Consider the following 20,502-nt stretch of genomic DNA (forward strand, 5'->3'; position numbering starts at 1 on the left):
CGCCGGCTCGGGCGGCGCGGTGCCACAGCATCCGCCTGGCGGCCCGTCCGGAGGGCCTGCCCGTCCGGAGCGCATGCCCTGCCGGGGCGGCCGCCCGCACGGCGGCCGACCGGGCGGCGGCTGACCGGGCGGGCCCGCGAGGTCAGGCCACCGCGCTCAGGGTGTCCGCGAGCCTGCGCCGGGCCGCGCGGGACGCCGGCAGGGTTGCGAGGGCGCAGCCGCCCAGCACCGCCGCGGCGGCGAACAGCGCCAGCAGGGCCGAGGACGGTCCCCGGGCGATCCCGGCGCCGATGCCGCTCGACCTGCCCTGGGCGTCGATCAGCCACTGTGCGAAAGGCGGGCCCACGGCGGTGGCGGCCAGGACCGCGGCCAGCACGGTGCAGCCGGTGGCCGTGACGGTGACCGCGGTGATCTGCCGGGGGGACAGGCCGATGGCCTTGAGGGCGAGCAGGTCCCGCTCGCCCTCGCGCACCGTGCCGCCGATCACGGTGAGCAGTTCGATCAGCCCGATCAGGGCGAGGACGGCGATCAGACCCGTGATCACCGCGCGCAGCGGCGAGAGCCCGTCGGCCGGGTTGGGCACGGTGTGCACGTCCAGATGGCCCTTCCCGGCGGCGGTCAGCCGACCGGCGACGTCCTGCGGGTCCGCGCCCGGGCGCAGCCGGAGCTGGTACAGGGTCGGGCCGAGGACGGGGTCGTTCTCCCGCAGGGTGTCCAGTGAGGTGGAGATGACCCGCCCGGCGTTCTCCGGTTCGATGCTGCGGCCCACGATGTGCAGGATCTGCGGCTGCTCGCCGACGGTCACCCGCACCCAGTCGCCCACCCGCGCGTCGAGCAGGTCGAGCAGGCCCTGTCCGGCCACCGCCTCGTCGCGGCCGTGTGGGCGGTCGCCCTCCGCCAGGGCGAACGGATACGGTTCCCGGCCGGTGCCCAGACCGCGCAGCGCGATGGTCGCGGTCTGGCCCGGGACCAGGGCCGCCACCTGGGCGCCGGGGTAGGCGGCGGCCACCTGCGGATCGCGCTCCAGCACGGCGAGGGTCTCCCGGCCGCTCAGGCCGGAGTCGGCGCGGACGCTGAGCGCGGCCGGGAGGCCCACCTGACCGGGGCTGCTGTGGAAGCGGTCGATGGTGGTCCAGGCGCTCATCGCGACCACGATCAGCAGCAGCGGCAGCGTCAGCCGGGCCACCGTCGCCAGGGAGCGCGGGCGCCGCGAGAACGCCTTGTGCCAGCCGAGCACCAGCGCGGGCGGCAGCCGCAGCCCGAGCGCCCGGCGCGCCACGCCCGAGAGGGCCCCGCCCGCCGCGCCGACGGGCCGCGGCACCGGTACCGGCGGCACCCGCCCGGCGCGCCACGCGGCGAGGCCGGTCGTCGCGCCGATGAACAGGACCGCCCCCGCCGGCACCGCGATCAGCGCCACGGCGGCGGCGGGCAGCCCTTGCCACACGCCGATCGCGTCGCCGAAGCGCCCCGGGATCCGGCTGCCCAGCGCCTGGGTGAGCGCCGCCGCGGCCACGGCCCCCAGCAGCGCGTACGCGATGTGCTGCAACAGGAAGACGCGGACCACCTGGCCCGGCGTGAACCCGATCGCCTTGAGGACGGAGATGTCCCGCAGGTGGCCGCGGATGCGGGTGGCGATCGCCCCGTGCACGGCGAGTCCGGCGGCGACCAGCGCGCCGAGCCCGAACAGGGCCAGCACCTGCCCGAGGAGGCGGTTGTCGCCCTGCGCCTCGGCCCGCGCCTGCTGCCAGGTCGAGACCTCGCTGACGACGCCCGAGCCGAGCACGGTGACGGCGCGCTGGACGACGTAGTCCGTGTCGCCGGGATCCGACAGGCGCAGTCCGATCACTTCGCCTTGCGGGTCGGGCACGGCGGACGGCAGGGCCCAGACCAGCCCGGGCTGCTCGCCCGGCCGGTAACGCGGCTCGGCGCTGTCGGCGACGCCGAGGACGGTCAGCCTGCGCGCGGTGCCGGGCAGGCGGAGGGTGTCGCCGGGTTCGGCCAGCAGTGCGCGGGCGAGCCGGCTCTCCAGGACCACGCCGTCGGGGCTGGCGGGGTCCAGCCAGACGCCCGACGTCAGGAGCGGCCGGCCCACGGTGGGCCGCGCGGGCGTGCCGCGCAGTTCGACGGAGGCACGCGCGCCACGCGAGACGACGGTGGCGGAGGCGGTGGGGTAGGGACCGGCCACCGACTCGACGCCGTCCAGCCCGGCCACCTTCCGCACCTGAGCGGACGGGCCCGTGTGCAGGGACACGTGCGCGCCGTGCGTCTGCGCGAACACCCGCTGCCAGGGGTTGGTGGCGTAGCCGAACAGCGCCGTGGCCAGCAGCAGCGACACGACGATGCCGGCGGTGGCGAGGACGAGGAACAGCGCCTCGCCGCGGTGGGTGCGCAGATCGGAGTGCGCCCAGCGCAGAACGGCTCGCACCGGCTCAGCCCCTTCTCTCGCGTCTCGCCGCGCCGCGGTCGTCCACCCGCATGTCAGTCCCTGAGCTCCAGCACGCCGGACGTCCCTGTCCCGCGCGGGGGCACGCCGTCCAGTACCGCGTCGTCGGCGATCCGTCCGTCGAAGAAGCTGATCACCCGGTCGGCGGCGCTGGCCAGCCGGGCGTCGTGCGTGACCAGGACGATCGTCTGGCCGCGCAGATGGAAGCGGGTCAGCAGCCGCATCACCTCACGGGTGCCCTTGCTGTCCAGACTGCCCGCGGGCTCGTCGGCCAGCAGCAGAGGCGGATGGTTGACCAGGGCCCGGGCCAGCGCGACCCGCTGCTGCTCACCGCCGGACAGCTCGCCGGGCATGCTCCGCTCCTTGCCCGTCAGCCCGAGCTCGGCCAGCAGCTCCTCCCGCTCGGCACGCGCGTGCCGGGGGGAGACCCCGGCGAGCAGGGCGGGAAGCTCCACGTTGTCGGCGACCGACAGGTTGGACACCAGATTGAAGAACTGGAAGACGATGCCGATGCGCTTCCTGCGTTCGACCGCCCAGCGCGCCTCGCTGTAGGCGTCGGTGCACTCGCCGTCCAGCCAGAGGCTGCCGCTGTCCGGCCGTTGCAGACCGCCCAGCAGGTGCAGCAGCGTGGACTTCCCGGCGCCGGACGGACCGGTGATCGCCACGAACTCGCCCCGCCGCACGCGCAGGTCGACCCCGCGCACGGCATGCGCCGGGGCGCCTTCGCCGTGGTGCGTCCTGACCAGTCGTTCGGCGCGCAGCACCGGAGCGGGACTGTCGCTCACTGCGGCTCCTCCAGCTCTTCCTGGCACCGTTCCAGCCAGTCGAGGTCGGCCTGCAGGTGCAGCATCGCGCCCTCGATCAGGAGGTGCGCGACGCGGTTGTCGCGGTTCTCGGCAGCGGCCAGTTTCGAGAGGTTGCGCATGGTCGTGAGGTACTGGCGCCGTTGCCTGTTGATGAGGGCGATCTGGTCGGCGAGACCGGTCTGCGGAGCGAGGGCCAGCTTCATGAAGAACTCGTCGCGCACCCGCGGTTCGTCCGCCGTCTCCTCGTACCAGGCGCGCAGCTCGTCCCGCCCGGCGTCGGTGAGGTGGTAGATCTTCTTGTTGGGCCGGCTCGACTGTTCGACCTCTTCGCCCTCGATCAGCCCCGTCTTCTCGAGGCGGCCGAGGGTCACATAGATCTGGCCGACGTTCGGCTGAGGGTACGCGGACCCCAGCAGTTGCTCAAGGTCCTGTTTGAGCTCGTAACCATGGGCCGGGCCGCGCGCGAGGAGAGCCAGGAGGGGCAGGCGCACTCGTGCTGTCCTCCTAGTCTGCGAATGTGCTCCAGACCCTAGTATCGCCCATACCTAACAGGTATACATGGCCCCTGAGGAGGGCGAGGGCGCCCGGCGCCGGTGTACAGGGAGGAACCTATGCGGTGGATGCACGCCGCCGGTAGGGGCCTCCTCGTGCTGGCAGTGGTCCTGACCGGTCACGCCGCCTCCGGCGCGCACGCCGACGACGGCACGTCGGGCGACCGCGGCCCGCTCACCCTGGCCACCGCCGGAGACCTCACCGGCTACCTCGGCCCCCTGCTCCAGGGATGGAACCGCACCCATCCCGGCGAGAAGGTCACCCTCGTGGAGCTGCCGGACTCCGCGGACGAGACCCACGCGCAGATGGCCACGGACCTGCGCGGCGGCGACCGCAGCCGGTTCGACGTCCTCAACATCGACGTCAGCTGGACCTCGGAGTTCGCCGCCGCGGGCTGGATCCGTCCGCTCCCGCGCGACCGCTTCCCGTTGAAGGCGTTCCTGCGGCCGGTCGTCGACACCGCGACCTACGACGGACGGCTCTACGCCGTCCCGTACGTGACCAACGCCGGCCTGCTCCTCTACCGCAAGGACGTCCTCGCCGCGGAGGGGGTCCCGCCGCCGCGCACCTGGGCCGAGCTGGAACGCGACGCGAAGACCATCGCCCAAAGACACGGGCTCGACGGCTACGCGGGCCAGTTCCTGCCCTACGAGGGCCTGACCGTCAACGCGGCCGAGGCCGTCTACTCGGCGGGCGGCTCGATCCTCGGCGACGAGGGCGCCCGGGTCACCGTGAACTCGGCGGCCGCCCGCGAGGGCATCGGCTTCCTCGCCCGTGGTGTGCGCGAGGGCTGGATACCGCGGCAGGCGCTCACGTACAAGGAGGAGGAGTCCAAGCAGGCCTTCCGGGACGGACGCCTGCTCTTCCTGCGCAACTGGCCCTACGCCTACGCCGTCGCGTCGGCTCCGGGCTCCCCGGTCGCCGGGAAGATCGGCGCGGTGCCGCTGCCCGGTCCGGACGGGCCGGGCCGGAGCGTCCTCGGGGGCTCCGACCTGGCCGTCAGCACCCATGCGCGCCACCCCGACTCGGCCGCGCGGCTGATCGCCTACCTGACCAGCGAGCCCGTCCAGCGCCAGGTCCTGGTGCGCGGCGCGCTGCCGCCCGTGCGCGCCGCGCTCTACGACGACCCCGCGCTGGTGCGCAAGTTCCCGTATCTGCCGACCCTGCGCGAGAGCGTGCTTCGGGCCGCGCCGCGCCCCAAGAGCCCGCGGTACGACCAGGTCAGCCTGGTCGTGCAGGCGGTCGTGCGCGATGCGATGACCGGGCACGAGACGCCCGAGGACGCGGTGCGGCGGCTCGCGCGGGAGCTCGCGGCCGTCTCGGACCGCTAGCGCGGCACGGCGGAGCCGGGCCGGGGGGCTGGGTGCGGCATCGCCCCCTCTAGTTACATGTTAGGTAATGCCCAGGCTTCACTGTGCCTCGCGATGCCCAGACAAGTCCGTACATGTCTCCCCAACTTCCCAGTAGCTTGCGTCTTCTCATTGACACCCTCGCGACACCTCTACCTAACATGCATGCATAACCGCAGGGCTTTCACAGAGACGGGTCAATGGGTTGAACAGGCTCCCTTGGTGGCGCGACGCCGTGATCTACCAGGTCTACGTCCGCAGCTTCCTGGACAGCACCGGCGACGGGATCGGCGATCTCGCCGGGGTCAGGGCAGGACTGCCGTACCTCAAGAAGCTCGGCGTCGACGGGATCTGGCTGAGCCCCTTCTACCCCTCGCCGCAAGCCGACCACGGCTACGACGTGGCCGACTACCGCGACGTCGACCCCGTCTTCGGCGACCTCGCCGAGTTCGACCTGCTGATGGCGGCCGCCCGCCGGCTCGGCGTCCGGGTGCTCCTGGACATCGTCCCCAACCACTGCTCCAGCGAGCACCCCTGGTTCCGCGAGGCGCTCGCCGCGGCCCCCGGCGACGCGGCCCGCGCCCGCTTCCACTTCGCCGACGGCCGCGGCCCGCACGGTGACGAGCCGCCCAACAACTGGCACGCCATGTTCGGCGGCCCGGCGTGGAGCCGGGTGACCGAGGCCGACGGCCGGCCCGGCCAGTGGTACCTGCACATGTTCACGCCCGAGCAGCCGGACTGGAACTGGCGCAACCCCGAGGTGGCCGCGGAGTTCGACCGCACCCTGGGCTTCTGGCTCGACCGGGGCGTGGACGGCTTCCGCATCGACGTGGCGGCCGGCCTCTTCAAACACCCCGACCTGCCCGACTCCCCGGACCCGGAGGCCGACGCCCGCACCCGCGACTCGGTCAACCCGCTCGCCTGGAACCAGCCCGAGGTGCACGAGGTGTGGCGGCGCTGGCGCTCGCTGTGCGACGCCCGCGCCGCGCGCGACGGCCGCGAACGGCTGCTGGTCGGGGAGGTCTCCGTGCCCACCGCCCGCGAACACGCCCGGTACGTGCGGCCGGACGAACTCCACCAGGCCTTCTTCTTCGACCTGCTCAGCGCGCCCTGGGACGCCGACGCGTTCCGCAAGGTCGTCTCCGAGGCCATGCAGGACATCGCCGGGACCGGCTCCACGGTCACCTGGGTCCTCAACAACCACGACCAGGTCCGCACCGTCACCCGATACGGCGAACCCGCCACCGGGGGCAGCGGCCTCGGTCCCGCCCGCGCCCGGGCCGCCGCGCTGCTGATGCTGGCGCTGCCCGGAGCCGCGTACATCTACCAGGGCGAGGAGCTGGGCCTGCCCGAGGTCGTCGACCTGCCCGACGACGTCCTCACCGACCCGATCTTCCGCCGCACCGGCAGCCGGGCCCGCATCCGCGACGGCTGCCGGGTGCCGCTGCCCTGGTCGGGGCAGGCGTCGCCGTTCGGCTTCACCTCCGGCGCCGACGGCGCCAGACCGTGGCTGCCGCAGCCCGAGTACTTCGCCGAGTACGCCACCGACCGCGCCCTCGCCGACACCCGCTCCTTCTGGCACCTGTACCGCGACGGCCTGCAACTGCGCGCCTCGCTCGACCAGTTGGGCGAGGGCTCGCTGCACTGGCTGGACACCGCCCCGGGCGTCCTCGGCTTCACCCGCGGCGACGGCCTCGTCTGCGCCGTCAACTTCGGCACGGCACCCACGCCCGCCCCGGTCCCCGGCACGCCCCTGCTGTCCAGCGGCCCCTGCCCGGCCGGGGTGCTCCCCGGTTCGACCGCGGCCTGGTGGCTCACCGACCTCTGACCGCCCCCGGGCCACCCGACCGCCCCCGGGCCACCCGACCGCCCCGGGCCGACTGACCGACCCCCGTCCACCCGATACCCCCGACCGACCTGAACGCCCGCTGTTCTCCGCCCCCTTGAAGGGACATCGACGATGATGCGACGACCCACCACCCTGCTCACCGGCTGCACCGCCCTGGTCCTCGCGCTCGGCGCCGCCGCCTGCGGCGGCGGCGACCCGGTCGCGGCCGGCGGCGGCGACCACGCGCTCGGCGGCCAGACCGTCACCGTGGCCGGCGTCTGGTCCGGCAGCGAGCAGAAGAACTTCCAGAAGGTGCTGGACGCGTTCAGCGAGAAGACCGGCGCCAAGACGCAGTTCGTGTCCACCGGCGACAACGTCTCCACCGTCGTCGGCAGCAAGATCGAGGGCGGCAACGCCCCCGACGTGGTGATGGTCCCCCAGGTCGGCGTGTTGCAGCAGTTCGCGAAGAGCGGCTGGCTCAAGCCGCTGTCCCCGACCGTCCGCAAGGCCGTCGACGGCGACTACGCGAGCGTGTGGAAGAACTACGGCAGCGTCGACGGCAGCCTCTACGGCCTCTACTTCAAGGCCGCCCACAAGTCGACCGTCTGGTACAGCCCGGACGCCCTCGCCCAGGCCGGCGTCAAGCCGCCGGCCACCTACGACGCCCTGCTGAAGGCCGGGCACACCGTCTCCGACTCCGGTCTCGCCGCCTTCTCCGTGGCCGGCCAGGACGGCTGGACGCTCACCGACTGGTTCGAGAACGTCTACCTCTCCCAGGCCGGACCCGAGAAGTACGACGCCCTCGCCGCCCACAAGCTGCCGTGGACCGACGCGTCGGTGGTCCGGGCGCTCGGCACGCTCGGCCAGCTCTTCAAGGACAAGCAGCTCATAGCGGGCGGCCGGAACGGGGCGCTCAGCACCGACTTCCCGGGCTCGGTGGAGAAGGTGTTCGGACCGAAGCCGGAGGCGGGCATGGTCTACGAGGGCGACTTCGTCGCCGGGGTCGCCAAGGACCAGTTCGGCAGGGCCATCGGCCAGGACGCGAACTTCTTCCCCTTCCCCGCGGTCGACGGCGGCAAGGCCCCGGTGGTCAGCGGCGGCGACGCGGCCGTCGTCCTCAAGGACGGCAAGAACACCAAGGCCGGCATGGCGCTCCTGGAGTACCTGGCGACGCCCGAGGCCGCGGCCGTGTGGGCGAAGGCCGGCGGCTTCCTGTCCCCGAACAAGGCGCTCGACCTCGCCTCGTACGGCGACGACGTCACCCGGGCGACCGCCAGGTCCCTCGTGGGCGCCGGGGACTCGGTCCGCTTCGACATGTCCGACCAGGCGCCGGCGGCCTTCGGCGGCACCAAGGGCGCGGGCGAGTGGAAGCTGCTGCAGGACTTCCTGCGCGACCCCTCGGACCCGAAGGGCACCGCGGCACGGCTCGAGGCCGCGGCCGCCAAGGCCTACAAGGGCTGACGGCCATGACCGCGACCCTGGTGAAAGAGGCGGGCCCCTCTCCCGCCCGCGCCGCCGCCCGCGACCGGCGCCCCCGCCGGCGCGGCCGGATCATCGCCCTGCTGTTCGCCTTCCCGGCGCTGCTCCTGCTCGGCGCGCTCGTCGTCTACCCCGTGCTGTTCTCCATCGGCCGCAGCTTCTTCGACGCGTCCGGCACCCGCTTCGTGGGCGGCGAGAACTACACCGAGATGTTCCGCGACCCGGCCACCCTCAAGGCCGTGCGCAACACGGCCGTCTGGGTCGTCGTGGCGCCGGCCCTGCTCACCGGTCTCGGCCTGGTCCTCGCCGTCCTGGTGGAGAAGGTCCGCTGGGCGACGGCCTTCAAACTGCTGCTGTTCATGCCGATGGCGGTGTCCTTCCTCGCCGCGGGCATCATCTTCCGGCTGGCGTACGACGAGGATCCGGACAAGGGCGTTCTGAACGCCGCCGTCGTCTCGGTCCACGACGCCTTCCAGGGCACGTCGCCCTACCCCGAGGGCCGGGCCCGCGAGGGCGGGACGCTGACCAGGGACGCGGACGGCTCCTACCGGACGCGCGCGAGCGCGGCGCCGGGAGACTCGGTGGCCCTCCCCCTGGTCGGCGTCCCGCCGAAGGACCTGCCCGCGGACGCCCGGGCCGCCCACCCGGCCGCCGCCCGCAGGGCCGTGCCCGGCGAGCTGCGCGGCGTCGTCTACCTGGACTTCACCCCCGGCGGGGGAGGAGAGCAGGGCAGGGTCGACCCACGCGAGAGCGGGCTGCCGCGGACGAAGGTCGAGGCGGTGCGCGACGGCCGGACGGTGGCGAGCACCACGACGGCCGCGGACGGCTCCTTCTCCTTCTCCGGGCTGACCGCGGGCTCTTACACGCTGACGCTGCCCGCGTCGAACTTCGCCCAGCCTTACGACGGCGTCTCCTGGCTCGGTCCCGCGCTCGTCACCCCGGCGATCATCGGGGCGTACCTGTGGATCTGGACCGGCTTCGCGATGGTGCTCATCGGCGCGGGGCTCGCGGCACTGCCCCGCGACGCGCTCGAAGCGGCGCGCATGGACGGGGCGAACGAGTGGCAGATCTTCCGGCGGATCACCGTCCCCCTGCTGGCGCCCGTCCTGACCGTCGTCTTCGTGACGCTGGTGATCAACGTGCTGAAGGTGTTCGACCTCGTCTACATCATCGCCCCGGGCCCGGTGCAGGAGGACGCGACCGTCCTCGCCACGCAGATGTGGCTGGTGTCGTTCGGCGGCGGCAACAACCAGGGACTGGGCAGCGCCCTCGGCGTCCTGCTGCTGCTCCTGGTGGTCCCGGCCATGGTCTTCAACGTCCGTCGTTTCCGAAGGAGTCAGCGATGAACGCGGTACGGCGCGGTCTGGGCAACGGTGTCGTGCAGGTCCTCCTCGTGCTGGTGGGCCTGATCTGGGTGACGCCGCTGGCGGGGCTGTTCCTGTCCTCGCTGCGGTCCGCCCAGGACACCGCGAAGGGCGGCTGGTGGACGGTGTTCGCCGCCCCCGGGCAGCTGTCCTTCGACAACTACTCGGCGCTGCTGGCGAACTCGGGGATGACCCAGGCCTTCTGGAACACGGTGCTGATCTCGGTGCCGACGACCGTCCTGGTCGTGGTGCTCGCTGCCCTGGCCGGATACGCGTTCGCGTGGCTGGACTTCCCGGGCCGGGACGCCGTCTTCCTCGGCGTGGTGGCGCTGCTGGTGGTGCCCGTGCAGATCGGGCTGCTGCCGGTGGCCAGACTCTTCGGGCAGCTGGGCCTGTTCGGCACGATTCCCGGCGTGGTGCTGTTCCACGTGGCCTACGGGCTGCCGTTCGCGGTGTTCCTGCTGCGCGACTACTTCGCCGAGATGCCGAAGGAGATGCTGGAGGCGGCCCGGATGGACGGCGGCAGCGAATGGCGGATCTTCACCCGGCTGGTGCTGCCGGTGGGCCGGCCCGCTCTCGCGAGCCTCGCCATCTTCCAGTTCCTGTGGGTGTGGAACGACATGCTCGTGGCCCTGCTCTTCGCCGACAGCTCCGCACAGCCCCTGACCGTCGCCCTGCAGTCCCAGGTACGGCAGTTCGGCAGCAACATCGACGTACTGGCCCCCGGCGCGTTCCTGTCCCTGATCGTCCCGGTGGCCGTGTTCTTCGCCTTCCAACGGCACTTCGTGCAGGGGGTGATGGCGGGTTCGGTCAAGTAGCCCCGCCCGACCGGGAGTTCCACCCCGGAACACGGGCGCCGGCGTGGGCGGCGGGGGTGGGACACCCCCGCCGCCCCTCGCTCACGGCGAGGCCGGAGGGTACAGCGACCTCGGCAGCCGGGAGGCCGCCGCCGAGTCCAGCAGCCACAGCGTGCGGGACCGGCCCCGGGCGCCCGCCGCCGGGGCCTGGATCTCGCCCGCGCCGGACAGCGCGATCGCCGCGGCCTGCGCCTTGTCCTCGCCGGCCGCGAGCAGCCACACCTCGCGGGCCGCCCGGATCGCCGGGAGGGTGAGGGTGACCCGGGTCGGCGGGGGCTTGGGCGCGCCGCGCACGCCCACCACCGTGCGCTCGGTCTCCCGCACGGCCGGCAGCTCCGGGAAGAGCGAGGCCACATGGGTGTCCGGGCCGACGCCCAGCATCAGGACGTCGAACGGGGGCACGGCGCCATGGTTGCCGGGACCGGCCGCGCGGGCCAGCTCCTCGGCGTAGGCGACCGCGGCCGCCTCCACGTCCGTGCCGTGCGGACCGTCGGACGCGGGCATGGCGTGCACACGCTCGGGGTCCACGGGGACGGAGTCCAGCAGGGCCTCGCGGGCCTGCGTGACGTTGCGCTCCGGGTCGCCCTCGGGCAGGAACCGCTCGTCGCCCCACCACAGGTCGAGACGGCTCCAGTCGACGGCGTCCCGGGCCGGCGCGGCCGCCAGCGCGGCGAGCAGTCCGTTGCCGTTGCGGCCGCCCGTGAGGACCACGGACGCCAGGCCCCGGGAGGCCTGGGCGTCCACGATCTTCGTGATCAGACGGGCCGCGGCGGCCTGCGCCATCAGCTCCTTGTCGTGGTGCACGACCAGCTGAGGGGTGCTCACTGCGGATCCGCTTTCCTGACCGGGGGCATCTGCGCCGGAGAGGGCCGGTCCGCGTCGCCCTGGCTCGCCGGGACGGCGGCCGGACGGGCCGGTTCGGCCTCGCGGTCGGCGGCCGCAGGCTCCGTCGCCGTGCGCACCGGGAGGGCCGGCGTGGGTTGAGCGGCCGCCGCGGCCCGCTCCGCCTCGCGCTCCGCGGCCGACTGGCCGCCGAGCCGGTCCACGCCGAACCGCAGCGCGGACGCGTACGTGTCGTCGGGGTCGAGCCTGCGCAGCTCCTCCGCGAGCAGCTCGGACGTCTCACGCCGCTTGAGCGCCACCGCGCGGTCCGGCTGGCCCGGCAGGGCCAGGGTGGCCATCGCCCCGTCCGACCGGTGCAGCGTGATCGGGCCGCCGGTGGTCTCCATCCGGACCTGGGTCAGACCCGGGCCGGCCGAGACCGCGCGACGGACGTGGACGTGGAGCCGGTCGGCGAGCCACATGGCGAGCAGCTCGACGCTCGGGTTGGCCTCCTCGCCCGCCACTTCGGCGGACACGATCTCGCAGCTGACCTGGTCGAGGGCGGCGGCCAGCATCGAGCGCCACGGGGTGATCCGGGCCCACGCCAGGTCGGTGTCGCCCGGCTCGTAGCTGTCGGCCCGGGCCCGCAGTTCACCGATGGGCTTCTCGGCCGCGTAGCTGTCGGTGACCCGGCGCTGGCCCAGGGCGCCCAGCGGATCGCCCGCCGGGTCGCGGGGGGCGTCCACCGACCACCAGACCACCACCGGCGCGTCCGGCAGCAGCAGTGGCAGGACGACCGACTGGGCGTGGTCGGAGACCTCGCCGTACAGCCGGAGGATGACCGTCTCGCCGCTGCCGGCGTCCGCGCCCAGCCGCACCTCGGCGTCGAGGCGGGACTGGGTGCGGCCCCGGGAAGAGCGCGAGACGCGCTTGATGACCACCAGCGTGCGCGAGGGGTGCTCGTGCGACGCGTCGTTGGCGGCCTTCAGGGCGTCGTAGGCGTTCTCCTCGTCCGTGACGACGACGAGGGTGAGCACCATGCCGACGGCGGGGGTGCCTATCGCGCGGCGGCCCTGCACCAGTGCCTTGTTGATCTTGCTGGCAGTGGTGTCCGTGAGGTCTGTCTTCATGGCCGGCGCCAGCTCCGTCCGTCTCGCTCGAGCATCTGGTCGGCCTCGACCGGCCCCCATGTGCCGGACGGGTACTGCGCGGGCTTGCCGTTCTTGTCCCAGTACTGCTCGATCGGGTCGAGGATCTTCCAGGACAGCTCCACCTCTTCCGTGCGGGGGAAGAGGTTCGAGTCCCCGAGCAGCACGTCGAGGATGAGCCGCTCGTACGCCTCGGGCGAGGACTCCGTGAAGGACTCGCCGTAGGCGAAGTCCATCGACACGTCCCGGATCTCCATCGACGTGCCGGGGACCTTGGAGCCGAAGCGGACCGTGATGCCCTCGTCCGGCTGGACGCGGATGACGATCGCGTTGGCGCCGAGCTCCTCGGTGGCGGTGGAGTCGAAGGGGGAGTGCGGCGCCCGCTGGAAGACCACCGCGATCTCGGTGACCCGGCGGCCGAGCCGCTTGCCGGTGCGCAGGTAGAAGGGGACGCCCGCCCAGCGGCGGTTGTCCACGCCCAGCTTGATCGCCGCGTAGGTGTCGGTCTTCGACTTGGGGTCGATGCCGTCCTCTTCGAGATAGCCGACGGCCTTCTCGCCGCCCTGCCAGCCCGCGGCGTACTGACCGCGCACGGTGTCGCGGCCCAGGTCCTTCGGCAGCCGGACGGCGCCGAGCACCTTGGTCTTCTCGGCGGCCAGCGCGTCCGCGTCGAAGGAGGCCGGCTCCTCCATGGCCGTGAGGGCCATGAGCTGGAGCAGGTGGTTCTGGATGACGTCACGGGCGGCGCCGATGCCGTCGTAGTAGCCGGCCCGGCCGCCGATGCCGATGTCCTCGGCCATGGTGATCTGCACGTGGTCCACGAAGGACCGGTTCCAGATCGGCTCGAACATGGTGTTGGCGAAGCGGAGCGCCAGGATGTTCTGGACGGTCTCCTTGCCGAGGTAGTGGTCGATGCGGAAGACCTGGTCCGAGCCGAAGACCTCGTGCACGACCTTGTTGAGCTCCTCGGCCGAGGCGAGGTCGTGGCCGAAGGGCTTCTCGATGACCGCCCGTCGCCAGGAGCCGTTTTTCTGGTCGGCCAGGCCGTGCTTCTTCAGCTGCTGGATGACCACCGGGAAGGAGCGCGGCGGCACGGACAGGTAGAAGGCGAAGTTGCCGCCCGTGCCCTGTGCCTTGTCGAGCTCCTCGATGGTGGCGCGCAGCCGCTCGAAGGCGTCGTCGTCGTCGAAGGTGCCCTGGACGAAGCGCATGCCCTGGACGAGCTGCTGCCAGACCTCCTCGCGGAAGGGGGTGCGGGCGTGCTCCCTGACCGCGTCGTGGACCTCCTGTGCGAAGTCCTCGTGCTCCCACTCGCGGCGGGCGAAACCGACCAGCGAGAAGCCCGGCGGCAGCAGACCCCGGTTGGCGAGGTCGTACACGGCGGGCATGAGCTTCTTCCGGGACAGATCGCCCGTGACGCCGAAGATGACCAGGCCCGACGGCCCCGCGATGCGCGGGAGCCGTCGGTCGGCGGGGTCACGGAGCGGGTTGGCTCCGGAACCGGAAAGGCCGGAATGGGGCGACAAGTTCTCAGCCCTCCGAGGGGGCGAGGCGCTCCAGCTCCGCCTCGGTCGACTTGAGCAGGTCGTTCCAGGACGCCTCGAACTTGTCGACGCCCTCGTCCTCGAGGAGCTGGACCACCTCGTCGTAGGAGATCCCGAGCTTCTCGACGGCGTCGATCTCGGCGCGGGCCTGCTCGTAGGTGCCGGCGATGGTGTTGCCGGTGATCTGCCCGTGGTCCTCGGCGGCGAACAGGGTCGCCTCCGGCATGGTGTTCACCGTGTTCGGCGCCACCAGCTCGTCCACGTACAGGGTGTCCTTGTAGGCGGGGTCCTTCACACCGGTGGAGGCCCACAGCGGACGCTGCTTGTTGGCGCCCGCCTTCTCCAGCGCGGCCCAGCGCTCGCCGGCGAAGACCTCCTCGTACGCCTGGTAGGCGAGGCGGGCGTTGGCGAGACCGGCCTTGCCGCGGGCGGCCTTGGCCTCGTCGGTGCCGAGCGCGTCGAGGCGCTTGTCGATCTCGGTGTCCACGCGGGACACGAAGAAGGACGCCACGGAGTGGATCTTCGACAGGTCCAGGCCGCGCTCCTTGGCCTGCTCCAGGCCGGACAGGTAGGCGTCCATGACCTGGCGGTAGCGCTCCAGCGAGAAGATCAGCGTGACGTTGACGCTGATGCCCAGGCCGATGACCTCGGTGATGGCCGGCAGACCGCCCATCGTGGCCGGGATCTTGATCAGCGTGTTGGGGCGGTCGACCAGCCAGGCGAGCTGCTTGGCCTCGGCGACCGTCGGCTTGGTGTGGTGGGCCAGGCGCGGGTCGACCTCGATGGACACCCGGCCGTCCTGGCCGCCGGTGGCGTCGAAGACCGGGCGCAGGATGTCGGCGGCGTCGCGGACGTCCGCCGTCGTGATCATGCGGATGGCCTCTTCGACCGTCACCTTGCGGGCGGCGAGGTCCGACAGCTGCTGGTCGTAGCCGTCGCCCTGCGAGATCGCCTTCTGGAAGATCGACGGGTTGGTGGTGACGCCCACGACGTGCTGCTGGTCGATCAGCTCGGCGAGGTTGCCGGACGTGATCCGCTTGCGCGACAGGTCGTCCAGCCAGATCGCGACGCCTTCTTCGGAGAGGCGCTTGAGTGCGTCTGTCATGGAATTACATCTCCTACGGTCGTATGTGAGCGTCAGCGCTGGACGGCGGCGAGGGATTCCCGGGCCTTCGCGGCCACGTTCTCGGCGGTGAAGCCGTACTCCTGGAAGAGGACCTTGCCGTCGGCGGAAGCACCGAAGTGCTCCAGGGAAACGATGCGACCGGCGTCACCGACGTACTTGTGCCAGGTCAGACCGATGCCCGCTTCGACCGCGACGCGGGCCCTGACGGACGGGGGCAGGACGCTGTCCCGGTACCCCTGGTCCTGCTCCTCGAACCACTCCACGGACGGCATGGACACGACGCGCGTGGGCACGCCGTCGGCCTCCAGCCGCTCGCGCGCCTCGACGGCGACGTGCACCTCGGAGCCGGTCGCGACGAGGATCACCTCCGGCGTCCCCGTGGAGGCCTCGAACAGCACGTACCCGCCCTTGGCGGCGTTCTCGTCCGGCTCGTAGGTGGGCACGCCCTGGCGGGTGAGGACCAGGCCGTGCGGGGCGCCCTTGCCGAAGACCTTCGTCCAGCGCTTGAGGATCTCGCGCCAGGCGATGGCGGTCTCGTTGGCGTCGGCCGGGCGGACCACGTTCAGGCCCGGGATGGCGCGCAGCGACGCGAGGTGCTCGACCGGCTGGTGGGTCGGGCCGTCCTCGCCGAGACCGATGGAGTCGTGGGTCCAGACGTACGTCACCGGGACGTGCATCAGGGCCGACAGCCGGACGGCGTTGCGCATGTAGTCGGAGAACACGAGGAACGTGCCGCCGTAGATGCGGGTGTTGCCGTGCAGGGCGATGCCGTTCATCTCCGCGGCCATGGAGTGCTCGCGGATGCCGAAGTGCACGGTCCGGCCGTACGGGCTCGCCTCGGGCAGCGGGTTGCCCTCGGGCAGGAACGACGACGTCTTGTCGATCGTCGTGTTGTTGGAGCCGGCGAGGTCGGCGGAGCCGCCCCACAGCTCGGGGATCACCGCGCCGAGCGCCTGGAGCACCTTGCCGGACGCGGCGCGGGTGGCGACGCCCTTGCCGGGCTCGAAGACCGGGAGCTTCTCCTCCCAGCCGGCCGGCAGCTCGCCCGCGGCGATGCGGTCGTACTCGGCGGCGCGGTCGGGGTTGTTGTCCCGCCACTGCTGGAAGGACTTCTCCCACACGGCGCGGGCCGCCTGGCCGCGCTCCAGGGCCCCCCGGGTGTGCGCGATGACGTCGCCCGCGACGTCGAACGACTTGTCCGGGTCGAAGCCCAGGACGCGCTTGGTGGCCGCGACCTCGTCGTCGCCGAGGGCCGAGCCGTGGGCGGCCTCGGTGTTCTGCGCGTTCGGCGCGGGCCAGGCGATGATCGAGCGCATCGCGATGAAGGACGGCTTGTCCGTCACCTGCTTCGCGGCCTCGATCGCGTCGTAGAGGGCGTGCGGGTCCAGGTCGCCGTCCGGCTTCGGGGCCACGCGCTGCACGTGCCAGCCGTAGGCCTCGTACCGCTTGACGGTGTCCTCGGACACGGCCGTCTCGGTGTCGCCCTCGATCGAGATGTGGTTGTCGTCCCACAGCAGGATCAGGTTGCCGAGCTTCTGGTGGCCGGCCATCGAGGACGCCTCCGCGGAGATGCCCTCCTGCAGGCAGCCGTCGCCGGCGATCGCGAAGACGAAGTGGTCGAAGGGCGACTCGCCCTGCGGGGCCTCGGGGTCGAACAGACCGCGCTCGTAGCGGGCGGCCATGGCCATGCCCACGGCGTTGGCGACGCCCTGCCCCAGGGGGCCGGTGGTCGTCTCGACGCCCGTGGTGTGGCCGTACTCCGGGTGCCCCGGGGTCTTCGAGCCCCAGGTGCGGAACGACTTCAGGTCGTCCAGCTCCAGGCCGAAGCCGGCCAGGTACAGCTGGGTGTAGAGGGTCAGGGACGAGTGTCCCGCGGACAGCACGAAGCGGTCGCGGCCCACCCAGTCGGCGTCCGCCGGGTCGTGCCGCATCACCTTCTGGAAGAGGGTGTACGCGGCAGGCGCGAGGCTCATCGCCGTACCGGGATGGCCGTTGCCGACCTTCTGTACGGCGTCGGCGGCCAGGACGCGGGCGGTGTCCACGGCCCGCTGGTCCAGTTCGGTCCACTCGAGGTCTGTGGTGGTCGGCTTGGTGCTCACCCTGGGTCAGGGCTCCTCTCCACATGTCACGCATGTCGAATGCCGGTGCACGCGGCGCCCACCGGCCGTTGTCGAGCCTACCCCCGTGCGAACCTGCATTTTTTCGAGTCATTCCAGACTGCCGGGTAGCTTCGCGATCCGCCTCCCGACCGGTGTGTTCCCTGTTCGGCAAGTGAATACGGAGCTGCTCGTACGAGTGCTCAACAGAGTGCCTCCCGGCTCTTCCGCGGGCGTCCGCCAACACGACCCCACCCCCGCGAATGTCGGGGTATGGGCAACGTCTAGAGTGGCGTGGTACGCGCGAGCCTTTACGGGGAGTTCACACCCGCGGGCTTGCTGGGAGTCTCTGTCAGGGGTGTGCGTGACGGCCGTTGAATCCCGTCCAGTAGGGATCGTCGGGGCGAGCCAGAGCCCGAGCCGGCGGCCGGTCGGGGCCCGGGTCAAGGCGTTCGTGGCGCTGACCAAGCCGCGGATCATCGAACTGCTGCTGATCACCACCGTCCCGGTGATGTTCTTGGCGCAGCAGGGCGTTCCGGACCTCGGGCTCGTGCTCCTGACCTGCCTCGGCGGCTATCTGTCCGCGGGCGGCGCGAACGCCCTGAACATGTACATCGACCGCGACATCGACGCGCTGATGGACCGCACCTCGCAGCGGCCGCTGGTCACCGGGATGGTCAGCCCGCGTGAATGCCTCGCCTTCGGCATCACCCTCGCGGTGGGCTCGACCCTGCTGTTCGGGCTGACCGTGAACTGGCTGTCGGCGTGGCTCGCGCTCGGCGCGCTCCTCTTCTACGTCGTCGTCTACACGATGATCCTCAAGCGCCGCACCTCGCAGAACATCGTGTGGGGCGGCATCGCCGGCTGCATGCCGGTGCTGATCGGCTGGTCCTCGGTCACCGACTCCCTCTCCTGGGCCCCCGTCGTCCTCTTCCTGGTGATGTTCTTCTGGACGCCGCCGCACTACTGGCCGCTGTCGATGAAGGTCAAGGACGACTACGCGCGCGTGGGCGTGCCGATGCTGCCGGTGGTCGCCTCCAACAAGGTCGTCGCCCGGCAGATCGTCCTCTACAGCTGGGTGATGGTCGCCGTCTCGCTGCTCCTGCAGCCGCTGGGCTACACCGGCTGGTTCTACACGGCGGTCGCACTGGCGGCGGGCGGCTGGTGGCTGTGGGAGGCGCACGGGCTGCAGAACCGGGCGAAGGCCGAGGTCACCGGCGGGAAGCTGAAGGAGATGCGGCTGTTCCACTGGTCCATCACCTATGTGTCGCTGCTGTTCGTGGCCGTGGCGGTGGACCCCTTCCTGCGGTGACGCCCTGCGTACGGCCCGACGGCCGGGGCGCGTGGTCAAGGCCACGCACCCCGGCCGTCGCCGTTCCGGATACCCGTCGGTAGCATCCTGGCCATGGCAGACACCAAGCAGGTTGACGAGGCGGCCGACGCCAAGCGGGCCGCCAAGGCCGAGCGCGCGGCGGCGCGGCTCGCCAAGCGGATCAGCGCGTTCTCCAAGGCGCACGGCGGGGCCGAGAGCCAGATCGCGTACATCGGTGAGCGCGGCGCCCGCATCGTGCTCGTCGGCGAGGACGGCGGCTGGGGCGACCTGGTGGCCCCCTCGGTCGCCGTGGCCGAGCAGGCCGTGCAGAAGGCCGGGGTCACCGCCCACGAGTCCTTCGACGGCGAGTTCGCGGCGAAGGTGCGCACAGGGCCGTACGAGTGGTCGCGGATGGCGGGCATCCAGGTCGGCGGACCGAAGAACGGATGATCCCCCTCTCACGCAACACCTGACACCCGGTTCACCCGTTAGGCCCCGTGGAAGCGACGTGGTCCATCTCGCGGGGAGTCCGGATGCTCGAAACGCCGTCCTTGGTGGACCAGTACTGCCACGGCGTCCTGAGAACGGAGCTGGGCCTCGGCACCTTCGAGGCCCAGCTGGCCCGCACCGAGGGCCCGCCCGCGCCGGGCACGACGCTCTTCGACACGCAGACCGGGTTCGCGGTACGCCGCTGGTGCCCCCCGCTCCTCGGCCTGGAACCGCACGCCCCGCCCGCCCGCTATCTCGCCCGGCGTCGTGAACTCGGCGTACTGGAATCGGGCCGCCGGCTGCTGCGGGGCAGCGGCATCACCACCTACCTGGTCGACACGGGTCTGCCCGGGGACCTCACCGGACCGGGCGAGCTGGCCGGCGCGGGAGCGGCCGAGGCCCGCGAGATCGTGCGCCTGGAACTCCTCGCCGAGCAGGTCGCCGACACCTCCGGCACCGTCGAGTCCTTTCTCTCCAACCTCGCTGAGGCGGTTCACGCGGCGGCCGCGACCGCGGTGGCCTTCACCTCCGTCGCGGGGGTCCGGCACGGACTGGCCCTCGCGCCCGAGCCGCCCGGCCCGGGAGAGGTGCGGGGCGCCGCCGGCCGCTGGCTGGCCTCCCGCGCGGTCGGCGGTGAACTCAGCGATCCGGTGCTGCTGCGGCACCTGCTGTGGATCGCCGTCGCCTCGGAGCTGCCCCTGCAGCTGCACGCCGGACTCGGGGCGCCCGGAGCGCGCATCGACCGCACCGACCCCGCCCTGCTCACCGACTTCGTCCGGGCGACCGCGGGCCTGGGCGCGGACCTCGTCCTGCTGCACGGCTACCCCTACCACCGCCAGGCCGCCCACCTCGCCGGGGTCTTCCCGCACGTGTACGCCGACTCCGGCGCCGCGCTCGTGCGGACCGGCGCCCGCGCGGCGGCGGTCCTCGCGGAGATCCTGGAACTGGCCCCGTTCGGCAAGATCCTCTTCTCCAGCGGAGCCCAGGGCCTGCCCGAGCTGCACGTGGTCGGGGCGATGCTGTTCCGCGAGGCCCTGGCCCGGGTGCTGGGAGCCTGGGTCGCGGAGGGCGCGTGGTCGCCGGGGGACGCGCAACGGGTCGCGGGCCTGATCGCGGCGGGCAACGCGCACCGGGTGTACCGGCTGGGCTGAGGCGGGAAGACCAGCGGATGCCTGACCGTCGCCCGGGCGACGGTGACGGCAGGGGACGGCCGGCTGATCACCAAGCGCCAGGACGTCACGCCCTGTGCACCACGTGCCTCCCCCTGGACGACTCGCCCGCGCGCGT

General features: G+C 72.4%; 16 protein-coding genes. 8 read left to right on the forward strand and 8 right to left on the reverse strand.

Annotation, left to right across the window (positions count from 1 at the left end; all coding sequences use genetic code 11):
• Window positions 1–142 precede the first annotated feature (142 nt).
• Genes Sri02f_RS06155 through Sri02f_RS06165 form a run of 3 tightly spaced genes read right to left on the reverse strand, consistent with a single transcriptional unit; the run spans window position 143 to window position 3,740 of the window.
• Window positions 143–2,425 carry an FtsX-like permease family protein gene (locus Sri02f_RS06155; protein ID WP_109000037.1) on the reverse strand — a complete coding sequence of 761 codons (2,283 nt, stop codon included), beginning with the start codon at window positions 2,423–2,425 and terminating at the stop codon, window positions 143–145.
• Window positions 2,426–2,478: 53 nt separating this feature from the next.
• Window positions 2,479–3,228 carry an ABC transporter ATP-binding protein gene (locus Sri02f_RS06160; RefSeq protein WP_109000038.1) on the reverse strand — a complete coding sequence of 250 codons (750 nt, stop codon included), beginning with the start codon at window positions 3,226–3,228 and terminating at the stop codon, window positions 2,479–2,481.
• A complete protein-coding gene (locus Sri02f_RS06165) occupies window positions 3,225–3,740 on the reverse strand; it encodes a PadR family transcriptional regulator (protein ID WP_109000039.1) in 516 nt (171 codons plus the stop codon). The genes Sri02f_RS06160 and Sri02f_RS06165 overlap by 4 nt, the downstream gene beginning before the upstream one ends.
• Window positions 3,741–3,860: 120 nt before the next feature.
• Here Sri02f_RS06165 and Sri02f_RS06170 point away from each other — a divergent pair, with 120 nt between their 5' ends.
• The 5 genes from Sri02f_RS06170 to Sri02f_RS06190 all read left to right on the forward strand — a co-directional run bounded on the left by Sri02f_RS06170 (window position 3,861) and on the right by Sri02f_RS06190 (window position 10,639).
• Window positions 3,861–5,132 carry an ABC transporter substrate-binding protein gene (locus Sri02f_RS06170; RefSeq protein WP_109000040.1) on the forward strand — a complete coding sequence of 424 codons (1,272 nt, stop codon included), beginning with the start codon at window positions 3,861–3,863 and terminating at the stop codon, window positions 5,130–5,132.
• A gap of 223 nt (window positions 5,133–5,355) precedes the next feature.
• Window positions 5,356–6,978, forward strand: a complete 1,623-nt coding sequence (locus Sri02f_RS06175) for a glycoside hydrolase family 13 protein (RefSeq protein ID WP_109000041.1) — start codon at window positions 5,356–5,358, stop codon at window positions 6,976–6,978.
• Window positions 6,979–7,110: 132 nt separating this feature from the next.
• On the forward strand, window positions 7,111–8,439 hold the full coding sequence (locus tag Sri02f_RS06180) for an ABC transporter substrate-binding protein (protein WP_109000042.1): 1,329 nt from the start codon (window positions 7,111–7,113) through the stop codon (window positions 8,437–8,439).
• 5 nt (window positions 8,440–8,444) lie between these two features.
• Window positions 8,445–9,803 carry an ABC transporter permease subunit gene (locus Sri02f_RS06185; protein WP_109000043.1) on the forward strand — a complete coding sequence of 453 codons (1,359 nt, stop codon included), beginning with the start codon at window positions 8,445–8,447 and terminating at the stop codon, window positions 9,801–9,803.
• Window positions 9,800–10,639 (forward strand): carbohydrate ABC transporter permease, encoded by an 840-nt coding sequence (locus Sri02f_RS06190; RefSeq protein WP_109000044.1) that lies wholly within the window; start codon window positions 9,800–9,802, stop codon window positions 10,637–10,639. The genes Sri02f_RS06185 and Sri02f_RS06190 overlap by 4 nt, the downstream gene beginning before the upstream one ends.
• Before the next feature lie 81 nt (window positions 10,640–10,720).
• Here the strand turns inward: Sri02f_RS06190 and pgl are convergent, their stop codons facing one another.
• Genes pgl through tkt form a run of 5 tightly spaced genes read right to left on the reverse strand, consistent with a single transcriptional unit; the run spans window position 10,721 to window position 17,417 of the window.
• Entirely contained in the window at window positions 10,721–11,503 is a 783-nt protein-coding gene (gene pgl, locus Sri02f_RS06195; protein ID WP_109000045.1) for a 6-phosphogluconolactonase, read from the reverse strand.
• Entirely contained in the window at window positions 11,500–12,630 is a 1,131-nt protein-coding gene (gene opcA / locus Sri02f_RS06200; RefSeq protein WP_109000046.1) for a glucose-6-phosphate dehydrogenase assembly protein OpcA, read from the reverse strand. Before opcA ends, pgl begins: the two co-directional genes overlap by 4 nt.
• Complete coding sequence (gene zwf, locus Sri02f_RS06205) at window positions 12,627–14,174, reverse strand: glucose-6-phosphate dehydrogenase (protein ID WP_109000047.1); 1,548 nt, start codon at window positions 14,172–14,174, stop codon at window positions 12,627–12,629. Before zwf ends, opcA begins: the two co-directional genes overlap by 4 nt.
• A 4-nt stretch (window positions 14,175–14,178) precedes the next feature.
• Complete coding sequence (tal, locus tag Sri02f_RS06210; protein WP_109000048.1) at window positions 14,179–15,297, reverse strand: transaldolase; 1,119 nt, start codon at window positions 15,295–15,297, stop codon at window positions 14,179–14,181.
• A gap of 32 nt (window positions 15,298–15,329) precedes the next feature.
• A complete protein-coding gene (tkt, locus tag Sri02f_RS06215) occupies window positions 15,330–17,417 on the reverse strand; it encodes a transketolase (protein ID WP_109000049.1) in 2,088 nt (695 codons plus the stop codon).
• A gap of 355 nt (window positions 17,418–17,772) precedes the next feature.
• On the opposite strand from tkt, the gene Sri02f_RS06225 reads away from it, so the two are divergent.
• The 3 genes from Sri02f_RS06225 (at window position 17,773) to Sri02f_RS06235 (ending at window position 20,366) form a co-directional block, all read left to right on the forward strand.
• The gene (locus Sri02f_RS06225) at window positions 17,773–18,726 is read left to right on the forward strand and encodes a heme o synthase (protein WP_167467497.1); all 954 of its coding nucleotides are present in this window, start codon (window positions 17,773–17,775) and stop codon (window positions 18,724–18,726) included.
• A gap of 93 nt (window positions 18,727–18,819) precedes the next feature.
• Window positions 18,820–19,176 (forward strand): hypothetical protein, encoded by a 357-nt coding sequence (locus Sri02f_RS06230; protein WP_109000051.1) that lies wholly within the window; start codon window positions 18,820–18,822, stop codon window positions 19,174–19,176.
• A gap of 83 nt (window positions 19,177–19,259) precedes the next feature.
• Window positions 19,260–20,366, forward strand: coding sequence for an amidohydrolase family protein (locus Sri02f_RS06235; RefSeq protein WP_109000052.1), 1,107 nt, complete (start codon window positions 19,260–19,262; stop codon window positions 20,364–20,366).
• Window positions 20,367–20,502 lie beyond the last annotated feature (136 nt).

The sequence above is a fragment of the Streptomyces rishiriensis genome (assembly GCF_003112535.1).
In the GTDB taxonomy this organism is placed as follows: Bacteria; Actinomycetota; Actinomycetes; order Streptomycetales; family Streptomycetaceae; genus Streptomyces; species Streptomyces rishiriensis.